The 14,901-nt window shown below is 33.4% G+C and carries 13 protein-coding genes and 4 tRNA genes; all 17 read left to right on the top strand.

The features are described 5' to 3' along the window. Positions 1–42 precede the first annotated feature (42 nt). The 17 genes from LXD69_RS09215 (at position 43) to rpoC (ending at position 14,869) form a co-directional block, all read left to right on the top strand. Entirely contained in the window at positions 43–204 is a 162-nt protein-coding gene (locus LXD69_RS09215; protein WP_246914791.1) for a hypothetical protein, read from the top strand. 176 nt (positions 205–380) lie between these two features. Beyond that, positions 381–575 carry a 30S ribosomal protein S21 gene (rpsU, locus tag LXD69_RS09220; RefSeq protein WP_045967688.1) on the top strand — a complete coding sequence of 65 codons (195 nt, stop codon included), beginning with the start codon at positions 381–383 and terminating at the stop codon, positions 573–575. Positions 576–642: 67 nt separating this feature from the next. Next, on the top strand, positions 643–1,536 hold the full coding sequence (locus LXD69_RS09225) for a tyrosine-type recombinase/integrase (RefSeq protein WP_246914793.1): 894 nt from the start codon (positions 643–645) through the stop codon (positions 1,534–1,536). A gap of 37 nt (positions 1,537–1,573) precedes the next feature. Next, a complete protein-coding gene (gene hpf / locus LXD69_RS09230; protein ID WP_045967692.1) occupies positions 1,574–1,876 on the top strand; it encodes a ribosome hibernation-promoting factor, HPF/YfiA family in 303 nt (100 codons plus the stop codon). 90 nt (positions 1,877–1,966) lie between these two features. Further along, positions 1,967–2,040: transfer RNA gene (locus LXD69_RS09235), tRNA-Thr, on the top strand. Positions 2,041–2,072: 32 nt separating this feature from the next. Continuing rightward, positions 2,073–2,153: transfer RNA gene (locus tag LXD69_RS09240), tRNA-Tyr, on the top strand. Between the two features lie 34 nt (positions 2,154–2,187). Next, a tRNA-Thr gene (locus LXD69_RS09245) sits at positions 2,188–2,259 on the top strand. 61 nt (positions 2,260–2,320) lie between these two features. Next, complete coding sequence (gene tuf / locus LXD69_RS09250) at positions 2,321–3,508, top strand: elongation factor Tu (protein ID WP_045967694.1); 1,188 nt, start codon at positions 2,321–2,323, stop codon at positions 3,506–3,508. Between the two features lie 60 nt (positions 3,509–3,568). Then, positions 3,569–3,640: transfer RNA gene (locus LXD69_RS09255), tRNA-Trp, on the top strand. Positions 3,641–3,654: 14 nt separating this feature from the next. Further along, on the top strand, positions 3,655–3,849 hold the full coding sequence (secE, locus tag LXD69_RS09260) for a preprotein translocase subunit SecE (RefSeq protein ID WP_045967695.1): 195 nt from the start codon (positions 3,655–3,657) through the stop codon (positions 3,847–3,849). Positions 3,850–3,855: 6 nt separating this feature from the next. Further along, positions 3,856–4,407, top strand: coding sequence for a transcription termination/antitermination protein NusG (gene nusG / locus LXD69_RS09265; protein ID WP_045967697.1), 552 nt, complete (start codon positions 3,856–3,858; stop codon positions 4,405–4,407). A 68-nt stretch (positions 4,408–4,475) separates the two neighbouring features. Then, on the top strand, positions 4,476–4,913 hold the full coding sequence (gene rplK / locus LXD69_RS09270) for a 50S ribosomal protein L11 (RefSeq protein ID WP_045967699.1): 438 nt from the start codon (positions 4,476–4,478) through the stop codon (positions 4,911–4,913). A gap of 19 nt (positions 4,914–4,932) precedes the next feature. Further along, positions 4,933–5,622 (top strand): 50S ribosomal protein L1, encoded by a 690-nt coding sequence (gene rplA, locus LXD69_RS09275; protein WP_045967701.1) that lies wholly within the window; start codon positions 4,933–4,935, stop codon positions 5,620–5,622. Between the two features lie 23 nt (positions 5,623–5,645). After that, positions 5,646–6,143 (top strand): 50S ribosomal protein L10, encoded by a 498-nt coding sequence (rplJ, locus tag LXD69_RS09280; protein WP_045967704.1) that lies wholly within the window; start codon positions 5,646–5,648, stop codon positions 6,141–6,143. Positions 6,144–6,198: 55 nt separating this feature from the next. Then, entirely contained in the window at positions 6,199–6,567 is a 369-nt protein-coding gene (gene rplL, locus LXD69_RS09285; RefSeq protein WP_045967706.1) for a 50S ribosomal protein L7/L12, read from the top strand. A 122-nt stretch (positions 6,568–6,689) separates the two neighbouring features. Beyond that, positions 6,690–10,502 carry a DNA-directed RNA polymerase subunit beta gene (gene rpoB, locus LXD69_RS09290; protein ID WP_045967708.1) on the top strand — a complete coding sequence of 1,271 codons (3,813 nt, stop codon included), beginning with the start codon at positions 6,690–6,692 and terminating at the stop codon, positions 10,500–10,502. Between the two features lie 68 nt (positions 10,503–10,570). Beyond that, positions 10,571–14,869 (top strand): DNA-directed RNA polymerase subunit beta', encoded by a 4,299-nt coding sequence (rpoC, locus tag LXD69_RS09295; protein WP_045967710.1) that lies wholly within the window; start codon positions 10,571–10,573, stop codon positions 14,867–14,869. Positions 14,870–14,901 lie beyond the last annotated feature (32 nt).

Raw genomic sequence — 14,901 nt, forward strand, 5'->3', positions numbered from 1 at the left:
AAGATTTATAGTGAAGTTTGTTTATCTTAAAAATGTTTAATTATGAAAAAAGTATCAAAACTAGGAGTTATTCTTACTAGAAGTGAGCAGAAAATGATTTTAGGTAGACGAGGACTTTTTTGTTGTGAATGGTGTGATGATGGAAGTTGTAATGGATGGGTTGATAGTCCTAGAACTCCTTGCCCAATAGCAGCTAGCTGCTAGTCTTAAAAAAAATAAAGAATAAAAAGAGATTGTATAAATCTCTTTTTTGTTTTAGATAATTGAGTGCAATTATATTTTATTTAAACAACTTAAGTTGAGTATGTTTTAAATAAATTTAGGTATTATGAAAATAATTTTTTACTTTTGCAGTCTAAATGAAAGGGGGTGCCTAAACTATGTTAATTATACCGATTAAAGACGGAGAAAATATCGATAAAGCGTTAAAGCGTTATAAAAGAAAATTCGACAAAACTGGAACTGTTCGTCAATTGAGATCACGTCAAGCTTTCCATAAGCCATCAATTGTTAAAAGAGCTCAAGTTCAAAAAGCTGCATATATTCAAAGATTGAAAGATTCATTAGAATCATAAATTTTTACAGCTATAAAATATTTAACCGTTGGAAATAAAGTGTAACTTTGTTTCTAACGGTTTTTTTATGAATAAAAATTTAGAAGCATATCAAAATTATCTTGAAAAGGAGAAAAAGTATTCTGCTCTTACTTTAAAAGCTTATGTAGGAGATGTTAATGTGTTTGTGAATTATTTGAATTTGTATCACAATGAAATCCAATTAGAAGAGGTTAATTATTCGGTAATAAGGAGTTGGATGGTTTTGTTAGTGGAATCAGGTCTTTCAAATAAATCTGTAAATAGAAAAATATCATCTTTAAAATCATTTTATAAATTTTTATTAAAAATAAAAGAAATAAAAATTAATCCTTTGTTGAAGCATAAATCCTTGAAAATACCTAAAAAAATTCAAATTCCGTTTTCGGAAAAAGAAATTCAAAATGTGTTTCAAGTAAATCAATTTTCAGATGATTTTGAAGGAATACGTAATCAGTTGATTCTTGAATTGTTTTATGCTACAGGGATTAGGCGAATAGAGTTGATAAATTTAAAAATTCAAAATGTAGATTTTTCTAATAAAGTTATTAAAGTTTTAGGGAAAAGAAATAAAGAAAGAATTGTGCCTTTGCTTCAGTGTACTGAGGAAGTATTGAAGAAATATATTCAGGTGAGAAATTGTGAAAAAAAAATGTTATCGAATGATGTGTTAATTTTGTCTAAAAAAGGGAATAAAGTTAGCGAATCGTTTGTCTATCGTTTAATAAATGATTACTTTAGTACTGTGTCTCTGAAAGTAAAAAAGAGTCCACATGTTCTTAGGCATTCATTTGCAACTCATTTGCTAAATAATGGGGCCGATTTAAATTCAGTAAAAGAATTATTAGGGCATGCTAGTTTGTCTTCTACTCAAGTATATACTCATAGTAGTTTGACAGAGTTAAAAAAAGTATATCAAGAAGCGCATCCTAGAAATCAATAATAATTCATTTGTCTAACCTAAATAAATCATTTAAAGTATGAAAGTAAATGTTCAGGCTGTTAATTTTAATATTGACAAAAAATTAGTCAATTTTATTCAAGAAAAATTAGATAAATTAGAAAAGTATTGTGATAAAGTAGTATCGTCTGATGTTTTTTTGAAATTGGAAAATACAAGTGATAAAGAAAATAAAACAATTGAAGTAAAAATTAATGTTCCGGGAGATGAATTTATGGTGAAAAAAACTTGTAAAAGCTTTGAAGAAGCGGTAGATATTTCTGTTGAGTCTTTAGAGAGGGTTTTGGTTAAGTATAAAGAAAAAATGAGAACGTATGTTTAAAATAAAAAAAAGTGAAAAAAATTTTTGATTGAAAAATAAATTATATACATTTGCAGTCCGTTAGAAATAGCGGACTTTTTTATTATAGTTGCCGGTGTAGCTCAGCTGGCTAGAGCAGCTGATTTGTAATCAGCAGGTCGTGGGTTCGAGTCCCTCCATCGGCTCAAATTGTAAGTGACTGATAATAAAATGGTTCGGGGAGATACTCAAGCGGCCAACGAGGGCAGACTGTAAATCTGCTGTGAAAACTTCGCAGGTTCGAATCCTGCTCTCCCCACGAAGAAAAACAATCCTGCTATTGTAGGTCATTGGCCGGTGTAGCTCAGGGGTAGAGTGCTTCCTTGGTAAGGAAGAGGTCACGGGTTCAAATCCCGTCATTGGCTCTCAGGTTGTTTTTTATTATATTGAACACTAATTAAATAACTAAGATTAAATTATTAAGTCATGGCAAAGGAAACATTCGATCGTTCGAAACCGCACTTAAATATCGGTACAATCGGACACGTAGATCACGGTAAAACAACTTTGACTGCAGCTATCACTAAAGTATTAGCTGATGCAGGTTTATCAGAAGCAAAATCTTTCGATCAGATTGATAATGCTCCAGAAGAAAAAGAAAGAGGTATTACAATTAATACTTCACACGTAGAGTATTCAACAGCTAACCGTCACTATGCTCACGTTGACTGTCCTGGTCACGCGGATTATGTGAAAAACATGGTTACTGGTGCTGCTCAAATGGACGGTGCTATCTTAGTGGTTGCTGCTACTGATGGTCCTATGCCACAAACTCGTGAGCACATCCTTTTAGGTCGCCAAGTTGGTGTTCCAAGAATGGTTGTTTTCATGAATAAAGTTGATATGGTTGATGATGCTGAGTTGTTAGAGCTTGTTGAAATGGAAATTAGAGATTTATTATCTTTCTATCAATATGATGGAGATAATGGACCAGTTATCCAAGGATCTGCTTTAGGAGCTTTAAATGGTGAACCAAAATGGGTTGAAACAGTTATGTCTTTGATGGAAGCTGTTGATAACTGGATTGAATTGCCTGCTCGTGATGTTGATAAGCCTTTCTTAATGCCTATTGAAGATGTATTTACAATTACAGGTCGTGGAACTGTTGCTACAGGTCGTATCGAAACTGGTATTGCAAATACAGGTGATCCTGTTGAGATCGTTGGTATGGGTGCTGAGAAATTAACTTCTACTATTACTGGTATTGAAATGTTCCGTCAAATCTTAGATAGAGGTGAGGCTGGAGATAATGCAGGTATCTTATTAAGAGGTATTGCTAAAGAAGATATCAAAAGAGGAATGGTAATTGTTAAGCCAGGATCTGTTAAGCCACATGCTCATTTTAAAGCAGAGGTTTATATCTTGAAAAAAGAAGAAGGTGGACGTCATACTCCATTCCATAATAACTATCGTCCACAGTTCTATGTTAGAACAACTGACGTAACTGGTACTATTACTTTACCAGCAGGTGTAGAGATGGTAATGCCAGGTGATAACTTAACTATTGAAGTTCAATTGTTGAATGCTATCGCATTAAGTATCGGTTTACGTTTTGCTATCCGTGAAGGTGGTAGAACAGTAGGAGCTGGTCAGGTAACTGAAATTTTAGACTAATTATAGTTTATAATAAATAAAAATACCAGTTCAATTTTTAAAAATTGAACTGGTTAATAAACGGGCGTAGTACAAGGGCTAGTATAGTGGTCTCCAAAACCATTGATGGGGGTTCGAATCCCTCCGCCCGTGCAAATTATTAAGTAATGACAAAATTCGTTAATTATATTTCGGAAGCATTTCAGGAATTAAAAGCTAATGTTACTTGGCCTGAGTGGGCAGAAGTACAGCGCTTAACTATAATAGTGGCACTTTTTTCAGTTATTTTTGCGCTTTTGACTTATGGTGTAGATCAATTATTTGTAAAAGCTTTAGAAGGTTTTTTTAACATACTAAAATAATTAGTTATGGCAGATAATAATGTTAAGAAGTGGTATGTAGTAAGAGCTGTAAGTGGTCAAGAAAATAAAGTTAAAGCTTATATAGAAACTGAAACTGTAAGATTAGGTATGGAAGACTATGTGTCTCAGGTACTTGTTCCTACTGAAAAAGTTGTTCAGGTTAGAGATGGAAAAAAAATAGCTAAGGAAAGAGTTTATTTCCCTGGCTATATTATGATTGAAGCTAATCTTACTGGAGAAGTTCCTCATATTATTAAGTCTATACCTGGTGTAATTGGATTCTTAGGTGAAACTAAAGGAGGAGAGCCGGTACCATTGAGGCTTTCAGAAGTAAATAGAATGTTAGGAAAAGTGGATGAGTTATCAGTTAAAATTGATAATGTAGCAATTCCTTTCTCTATTGGAGAAACAATTAAGGTTGTTGATGGGCCATTTAATGGCTTTAATGGAACAATTGAAAAGGTTAATGATGAAAAGCGTAAACTTGAAGTTATGGTTAAGATTTTCGGTAGAAAAACACCATTAGAATTAAGTTTTATGCAAGTTGAAAAAGTATAATATTTAAGTTACATATATAATCACATCAATCGCTTCCAATTGATAGATGTGCTAAATTTTTTTAAAAAATGGCAAAAGAAGTTAGTAAAGTAGTTAAACTACAAGTTAAGGGAGGTGCTGCGAATCCATCGCCACCGGTTGGACCTGCTTTGGGGGCTGCTGGGGTTAACATCATGGAGTTCTGTAAGCAATTTAATGCTAGAACTCAAGATAAGCCTGGCAAAGTTTTACCAGTACAAATTACTGTGTACAAAGACAAGTCTTTTGACTTTGTTGTAAAAACGCCACCAGCTGCAATTCAAATTCTAGAAGCAGCTAAAGCTAAATCAGGTTCAGGAGAACCAAATCGTAAGAAAGTAGCAAATGTTACTTGGGATCAAATCAGAACTATTGCTGAAGATAAAATGCCAGACTTAAATGCTTTTACTATTGAAAAAGCAATGAGTATGGTTGCAGGTACAGCTAGATCTATGGGTATAACAGTATCAGGAGACGCTCCTTTTTAATCGTTAAAGAGAATTAGACATGGCAAAATTGACAAAAAAGCAAAAAGAGGCTGCTTCAAAAATTGATAAGAACAAACAATATTCTTTAAAAGATGCATCAGCATTAATTAAAGTTGTTTCTTCTGCAAAATTTGATGAGTCTGTTGATATCGCAGTTCGCCTTGGAGTAGATCCTAGAAAAGCGAATCAAATGGTAAGAGGAGTTGTAACATTGCCTCACGGAACAGGAAAAGATGTTCGTGTGTTAGCATTAGTTACTCCAGATAAAGAAGCTGAAGCTAAAGCAGCAGGTGCAGACCACGTTGGTTTAGATGATTATTTACAAAAAATTAAAGATGGTTGGACTGATATTGATGTTATCATCACTATGCCAGCTGTTATGGGTAAATTAGGTCCATTAGGACGTGTTTTAGGACCAAGAGGTTTAATGCCAAACCCTAAAACAGGTACTGTAACTATGGATGTTGCTAAAGCTGTTCAAGAAGTTAAAGCTGGTAAAATCGACTTTAAAGTTGATAAAACGGGTATTGTTCATGCAGGAATTGGAAAAGTGTCTTTTGATGCTGATAAAATTTATGATAATGCTCACGAAATTATTCAAACATTAATAAAATTAAAACCAACTGCAGCTAAAGGTACTTATATTAAGTCTATACACTTATCAAGTACAATGAGTCCTGCTATTGCTTTAGATCCTAAGGCAGTATAATTTGGTAGTTAAAAATTTTTAGTATGACTAGAGAAGAAAAATCAATCGCTATTGAAGATTTAACTGCAAAGTTAGCGGGTGTGAATGTTATTTATTTAGCAGACACTTCAGGACTAGATGCAGAAACTACTTCAAACTTAAGGAGAGCTTGTTTTAAAGCAGGAATAAAATTAGAAGTTGTAAAAAATACTTTGCTTGAAAAAGCAATGGAAGCTTCTGATACTGATTTCGGAGATTTACCTAGTGTTTTAAAAGGAAATACTTCAATGATGATTTCAGATGTAGCTAGTGCTCCAGCTAAAATCATTAAAGAGTTCCGTAAAAAAGGTAAAAAGCCAGTTTTAAAAGGGGCATATATAACTGAAGATGTTTACATTGGTGATGAAAACTTAGAAAACCTTGCAGCTATCAAATCTAGAGCTGAAGTTATTGGTGAAATCATTGGATTATTACAATCTCCAGCACAAAGAGTTATTGCTGCACTTCAAAACCAAGAAGGTAAAGAAGAAGGAGCTGAATAAAAGAACGCACTATAATACATTATATTTTTACAAAACATTTTAAAAGATAGAAAAAATGGCAGATTTGAAACAATTCGCAGAGCAATTAGTTAACTTAACAGTTAAAGAAGTTAACGAATTAGCAACAATATTAAAAGATGAGTATGGTATAGAGCCAGCTGCTGCTGCAGTTGTGGTTTCTGGTGGTGGTGAAGGTGCTGCTGCTGCTGAACAAACAGAATTTACAGTTGTATTGAAAGAAGCTGGTGCTTCTAAATTAGCTGTAGTTAAAGCTGTTAAAGAATTAACTGGTTTAGGTCTTAAAGAGGCTAAAGATATGGTAGACGGTGCTCCAACTAATGTTAAAGAAGGAGTTTCTAAAGATGAGGCTGAAGGTCTTAAGAAAGCTTTAGAAGAAGCTGGTGCTGTAGTTGAGCTTAAATAAGTTAAACTTAGTTTACAAAGCAGGTTTAGGTCTTGGGATTGTCTCTCAAAGACCTAAACCATTTTGCGTATATTATCGTTTATACGTTTTTAATTTTTTTCTAAATAAAAATTTGTCCATTGATGATTGCTAATCAGACTGAAAGATTAAATTTTGCTTCTACTAAAAACATACCTAATTATCCAGATTTTCTGGACATTCAGGTAAAGTCTTTTAAGGATTTTTTCCAATTGGAAACTAAATCTGATGAAAGAGGCAACGAAGGTCTCTATAATACCTTCATGGAAAATTTCCCAATTACGGATACGAGAAATCAATTCGTTTTAGAGTTTCTTGATTATTTTATAGACCCACCAAGATATACAATTGAAGAATGTATTGATAGAGGACTAACATATAGTGTGCCTTTAAAAGCAAGACTTAAGCTGTATTGTACTGACCCAGAACATGAAGATTTTGAAACTATTGTTCAAGATGTGTATTTAGGAACTATTCCTTATATGACACCTAGTGGAACATTTGTTATTAATGGTGCTGAACGTGTTGTTGTTTCTCAATTACATAGATCACCAGGTGTTTTCTTTGGTCAATCTTTCCATGCTAATGGTACTAAACTATATTCTGCCAGAATTATTCCTTTTAAAGGTTCTTGGATAGAATTTGCTACAGATATCAATAGTGTTATGTACGCTTATATTGATAGAAAGAAAAAACTACCTGTTACAACTTTATTTAGAGCTATTGGATTTGAAAGAGATAAAGATATCTTAGAAATTTTTGATTTAGCTGAAGAAATTAAAGTTTCTAAAACAGGAATTAAGAAATATATCGGAAGAAGACTTGCTGCACGTGTTTTAAATACTTGGCATGAAGATTTCGTAGATGAAGATACAGGAGAAGTAGTATCAATTGAACGTAATGAAATTATTTTAGACCGTGATACTATTTTAGATAAAGATAATGTTGAAGAAATTATCGATGCAGATGTAAAATTAATCCTTTTACATAAAGAAGATAATAATGCTGCTGATTATACTATCATTCATAATACATTACAAAAGGATCCAACAAATTCTGAAAAAGAAGCTGTTGAGCATATTTATAGACAATTACGTAACGCAGAACCGCCTGATGAAGAGACGGCTCGCGGTATTATAGATAAATTATTCTTCTCTGATCAACGTTATAACTTAGGTGAAGTTGGTCGTTATAGAATGAACAAAAAATTAGGTTTGGATATCCCAATGGAAAAACAAGTTTTGACCAAAGAGGATATTATTACAATTGTAAAATATTTGATTGAATTAATCAACTCAAAAGCTGAGATTGATGATATTGATCACTTATCAAACCGTCGTGTAAGAACAGTTGGTGAACAATTGTCTTCACAATTTGGAGTTGGTCTTGCTCGTATGGCAAGAACAATCCGTGAAAGAATGAATGTTAGAGATAATGAAGTATTTACACCAATCGATTTGATTAATGCTAAAACTTTATCGTCAGTAATTAATTCATTTTTTGGAACCAACCAGTTATCTCAGTTCATGGATCAAACTAATCCACTAGCAGAGATTACACACAAACGTCGTTTATCTGCACTTGGACCTGGAGGTTTATCTAGAGAAAGAGCTGGTTTCGAGGTTCGTGACGTTCACTATACGCATTATGGACGTTTATGTCCAATTGAAACACCAGAGGGACCAAACATTGGATTGATTTCATCTTTAGGTGTTTATGCTAAAGTAAATGGAATGGGATTCATTGAGACTCCTTACCGTAAGGTTACAGATGGAGTAGTAGATTTAGAATCAATTCCAACTTATTTAAGCGCTGAAGAAGAAGAAGGAAAAATGATTGCACAAGCAAACATTGAGATGGATGACAAAGGTAAAATTACTGCGGAAAACGTTATTGCACGTGAGGAAGGTGACTTCCCTGTTGTAGAGCCAACTGCAATTCATTATACTGATGTTGCTCCAAACCAAATTGCTTCTATTTCAGCTTCATTAATTCCTTTCTTAGAGCATGATGATGCGAACCGTGCATTGATGGGATCAAACATGATGCGTCAAGCAGTTCCTTTATTACGTCCAGAAGCACCTATTGTAGGTACAGGATTAGAAAGACAAGTTGCATCTGATTCAAGAGTATTAATTAATGCTGAAGGAGAAGGAGTTGTTGCTTATGTTGATTCTAATAAAATTACAATTAAGTACGACAGAACAGATGACGAAAGATTAGTAAGTTTTGATGAAGATGAGAAAACATATCAGTTAATCAAATTCAGAAAAACTAATCAAAGTACTTGTATAAACTTAAAACCAATTGTAAGAAAAGGGGATAGAGTTTCTAAAGGTCAAGTTCTTTGTGAAGGATACGCAACACAAAATGGAGAATTAGCAATTGGAAGAAATTTAAAAGTAGCCTTCATGCCTTGGAAAGGGTATAACTTTGAGGATGCGATTGTAATTTCTGAAAAAGTAGTTCGTGACGATATTTTTACTTCTATACATATTGATGATTATTCATTAGAGGTTAGAGATACAAAATTAGGAAACGAAGAGTTAACTAATGATATTCCTAACGTTTCAGAAGAAGCAACAAAAGATTTAGATGAAAATGGAATGATTAGAATTGGAGCAGAGGTAAAACCTGGTGATATTCTAATAGGGAAAATTACTCCAAAAGGAGAATCTGACCCAACTCCAGAAGAGAAATTATTACGTGCTATCTTTGGTGATAAAGCAGGAGATGTAAAAGATGCTTCATTGAAAGCTTCTCCATCATTACATGGAGTTGTTTTAGATAAGAAATTATTTGCTAAAGCTGTAAAAGATAAGCGTAAGCGTTCTAAAGATAAAGAAGATATTGATAAACTTGATATAGAATTTGAAGTTAAATTCAATGACTTAAAAGACAAGTTAATCGAAAAATTATTTTTAATCATTGATGGTAAAACATCGCAAGGTGTTATAAATGATTTAGGTGAAGAAGTATTACCAAAAGGGAAAAAATTCACTAAGAAAATGTTACAAGTTGTTGATGATTTTGCTCATTTAACAAAAGGACAATGGACAACAGATGATTTAACTAATAAATTAGTAAATGATTTAATTCATAACTATAAAATTAAGTTAAACGATTTACAAGGATGGTTGAGAAGAGAAAAATTCACAATCACAGTTGGAGATGAACTACCTTCTGGAATTTTAAAACTTGCTAAAGTTTACATTGCTAAAAAACGTAAACTTAAAGTAGGAGATAAAATGGCAGGTCGTCACGGTAACAAAGGTATTGTTGCTAGAATTGTTCGTCATGAAGATATGCCTTTCCTTGAAGATGGAACTCCTGTTGATATTGTATTGAATCCACTTGGTGTACCTTCTCGTATGAATATTGGTCAAATTTATGAGACCGTATTAGGTTGGGCAGGTATGAATTTAGGTAGAAAGTTTGCAACACCAATTTTTGATGGGGCTACTTTAGACCAAATTAATGAATTGACAGACGAAGCTGGTGTTCCAAGATTTGGGCACACTCATTTATATGATGGTGGTACTGGAGAACGTTTCCATCAAGCAGCAACCGTAGGTGTAATCTATATGTTAAAATTAGGACACATGGTTGATGATAAAATGCACGCACGTTCTATTGGTCCATACTCTTTAATTACACAACAACCATTAGGAGGTAAAGCTCAATTTGGAGGTCAGCGTTTTGGAGAGATGGAGGTTTGGGCTCTTGAAGCTTATGGAGCATCGAGTACCTTAAGAGAAATCTTGACGGTTAAATCGGATGACGTAATTGGTAGAGCAAAAACTTACGAGTCAATCGTAAAAGGAGAAACAATGCCAGAACCTGGATTACCTGAATCGTTCAATGTATTAATGCATGAACTTAAAGGTCTTGGTTTAGACATCAGATTAGAAGAATAATTTTACGGGAGTAATGTAAAACTTACTCCCTTTATAGCGTTTTTTATAAAATCGATAGTATTCATATCATGACAAGATTAAAAGATAAAAACACCGTTAAAAGATTTAACAGAATTACGATAGGATTAGCTTCACCAGAATCTATCTTGGCAGAGTCAAGAGGAGAGGTTTTAAAGCCTGAAACTATAAACTATCGTACTCACAAACCAGAAAGAGATGGTCTTTTCTGTGAACGTATTTTCGGTCCAGTAAAAGATTACGAATGTGCTTGTGGAAAGTATAAAAGAATACGTTACAAGGGCATTGTTTGTGATCGTTGTGGTGTTGAAGTTACAGAGAAAAAAGTTCGTAGAGATAGAGTAGGACATATTAATCTTGTTGTACCTATTGCTCATATATGGTATTTCCGTTCGTTACCAAATAAAATTGGTTACATTCTTGGTTTACCTTCTAAGAAATTAGATATGATAATTTACTACGAAAGATATGTAGTAATTCAACCAGGTATTGCACAAGGTTTAGAAGGAGAAACTTTAAATAAATTAGATTTCTTAACAGAAGAAGAGTATTTAAACATATTAGATACGCTTCCAATGGAAAATCAATATTTAGATGATACAGATCCAAATAAATTCATCGCTAAAATGGGCGCAGAATGTATTATGGACTTATTGTCACGTATTGATTTAGATACTTTGTCATTCCAATTGCGTCACGCCGCAAATAATGAAACTTCAAAACAACGTAAAACAGAAGCGTTAAAACGTTTAAATGTAGTTGAATCTTTCCGTGAAGCAAATAAAAATAGAGAAAATCTTCCTGAATGGATGATTTTAAAAGTAATTCCTGTTATTCCACCTGAATTACGTCCATTAGTACCACTTGATGGAGGTCGTTTCGCAACTTCAGATTTGAATGATTTATACAGAAGAGTTATCATCCGTAATAATCGTTTAAAAAGATTAATGGAAATTAAAGCTCCAGAAGTTATCTTACGTAATGAGAAACGTATGCTTCAAGAAGCAGTAGACTCATTATTTGATAATACAAGAAAAGCTTCTGCGGTTAAAACAGAATCTAATAGACCATTAAAATCTTTATCAGATTCGTTAAAAGGTAAACAAGGACGTTTCCGTCAAAACTTATTAGGTAAACGTGTAGATTATTCTGCTCGTTCGGTAATCGTTGTTGGACCTGAATTAAGATTATTTGAATGTGGTATCCCTAAGGATATGGCAGCAGAATTATACAAACCATTCGTTATTCGTAAATTAATCGAAAGAGGAATTGTTAAAACAGTAAAATCTGCAAAGAAAATTATAGATAAAAAAGAACCAGTAGTATGGGATATTCTTGAAAATGTAATTAAAGGACATCCAGTATTATTGAATCGTGCTCCTACTCTTCACCGTTTAGGTATTCAAGCATTCCAACCTAAATTAATTGAAGGGAAAGCAATCCAGTTACACCCATTAGTATGTACGGCTTTTAATGCCGATTTCGATGGTGACCAGATGGCAGTTCACTTACCTTTAGGACCAGAGGCAATTCTTGAAGCACAATTATTAATGTTAGCGTCACATAATATCCTTAACCCTGCTAATGGGGCTCCTATTACGGTACCTTCTCAGGACATGGTTCTTGGATTGTATTATATGACTAAAGAACGTTTATCTACTCCAGAAAAGAAAATTCTAGGAGAAGGATTAACTTTCTACTCTGCTGAAGAAGTTAATATTGCAATTAATGAAGGTAAAGTTGAATTAAATGCTCGTATTAAAGTAAGAGCTAAAGACTTTAATGAAGAAGGAGAATTGGTTAACAAAATTATTCAAACTACCGCTGGTAGAGTCTTGTTTAATGAAGTTGTGCCAGAAGCTGCCGGATTCATTAATGAGGTATTGACTAAAAAATCACTTCGTGATATTATTGGTAGAATTTTAGGAGTTACAGATGTTCCAACAACAGCTGCGTTCTTAGATAATATGAAGAATATGGGATATAAATTTGCCTTCCAAGGTGGTTTATCATTCTCATTAGGAGATATTAGAATTCCAGATCAAAAAGGAAAATTGATCGCTGATGCACGTGTTCAAGTAGATGCAATTTCATTGAATTATAACATGGGTCTTATTACAAATAATGAGCGTTATAACCAAGTTATTGATATATGGACTTCTGCAAATGCTGAACTTACAGAATTGGCAATGAAAAATATTAGAGAAGATCAACAAGGATTTAACTCTGTATTTATGATGCTTGATTCTGGAGCAAGGGGATCTAAAGAGCAAATCCGTCAGTTAACTGGTATGCGTGGTTTGATGGCAAAACCTAAAAAATCAACTGCTGGTGGTGGTGAAATTATTGAAAACCCTATTCTTTCTAACTTTAAAGAAGGACTTTCAATTCTTGAATACTTTATCTCTACTCACGGTGCTCGTAAAGGTCTTGCGGATACGGCTCTTAAAACTGCCGATGCAGGATACTTAACAAGAAGATTACATGATGTATCTCAAGATGTTATTGTAAATTCTGTTGATTGTGGTACTTTAAGAGGTATTGAAGTTTCTGCTTTGAAGAAAAACGAAGAAATTGTTGAAACATTAGGAGAAAGAATTCTAGGACGTGTAACACTTCAAGATATTGTAGATCCTTTAACTTCTGAAGTATTAGTTCATGCAGGTGAGCAAATTACTGAATCTATTGTTAAGAAAATTGATGCTTCTCCTATCGAAAAAGTTGAAGTTCGTTCTCCTTTAACATGTGAAGCAGAAAAAGGTATTTGTGCTAAATGTTATGGTAGAAACCTAGCGACTGGAAAAATGACTCAGAAAGGTGAAGCTGTTGGTGTAATTGCTGCTCAATCAATTGGTGAGCCAGGTACACAGTTAACACTTCGTACTTTCCACGTTGGAGGGGTTGCTGGAGGTTTATCAGAAGAGTCTAGTATTGTTACTAAATTTAAAGGACGTTTAGAAATAGAAGATTTAAAAACTGTAAAAGGAGAAGATTCAGAAGGTAATACAGCTGATATCGTGATCTCTCGTTCAACAGAGTTAAAATTAATTGACGAGAAAACAGGAATTATTCTAAATACTCACAATATTCCTTACGGTTCTAACATCTTTGTTAAAGATGGTGAAATCGTAGATAAAGGATCATTGATATGTAAATGGGATCCATATAATGGAGTTATTATTTCTGAATTTACAGGTAAAGTTGAATATGAAGATATTAAGCAAGGTGAAACTTTCTTAGTTGAAATAGATGAGCAAACAGGTTTCCAAGAAAAAGTAGTTTCTGAAGCACGTAATAAAAAATTAATTCCAACTTTACATATTTATGGAAAAGACGGAGAATTAATTCGTTCTTATAACTTACCAGTTGGAGCTCACCTTATGGTTGATGAAGGAGAAAAAATTAAAGCAGGAAAAATTCTTGTGAAGATTCCTCGTCGTTCTTCTAAATCAAGTGATATTACAGGAGGTTTACCAAGAATTACAGAGTTGTTAGAAGCTCGTAATCCTTCTAATCCTGCAGTTGTATCTGAGATTGATGGTGTTGTTACATTCGGTAAAATTAAAAGAGGTAACCGTGAGTTGGCAATTGAATCTAAATTTGGTGAAGTAAAGAAATATTTAGTTAAACTTTCTAATCAAATTTTAGTTCAAGAAAATGACTACGTTAAAGCGGGAACTCCTTTATCTGATGGAGCAATTACTCCAGAAGATATTTTAAGAATTAAAGGACCATCTGCTGTTCAACAGTATTTGGTAAATGAAATTCAAGAAGTATATCGTTTACAAGGGGTAAAAATTAATGATAAGCACTTTGAAGTAGTAATTCGTCAAATGATGCGTAAAGTTAGAATCGTTGATCCAGGAGATACTCTATTCTTAGAGGATCAATTAGCTCATACAAGAGACTTTATCGTTGAAAATGATAAACTATATGGAATGAAAGTAATAGAATCTGCTGGAGATTCTGTAAACTTAAAAGAAGGACAAATTGTTACACCTCGTCAATTACGTGATGAAAATTCATTACTTAAAAGAGATGATAGAAATTTAGTGGAAGCTAGAGATGTTGTTACTGCAACTGCTACTCCAGTACTTCAGGGTATTACAAGAGCATCGTTACAAACGAAATCATTTATTTCTGCTGCATCGTTCCAAGAGACTACTAAAGTATTAAATGAAGCTGCTGTTGCAGGGAAAATAGATACATTAGAAGGCTTAAAAGAAAATGTTATTGTAGGACATAGAATCCCTGCTGGAACAGGTATGAGAGAATATGACAATACAATAGTTGGATCTAAAGAAGAATACAACGAATTGATGGCTGCTAAAGAAGAATTTAATTACTAGTCATTGAAAGTTGTTTTATACATAACTAAAAA

It is taken from the genome of Flavobacterium sediminilitoris, from assembly GCF_023008245.1.
Taxonomy (GTDB): Bacteria; Bacteroidota; Bacteroidia; order Flavobacteriales; family Flavobacteriaceae; genus Flavobacterium; species Flavobacterium sediminilitoris.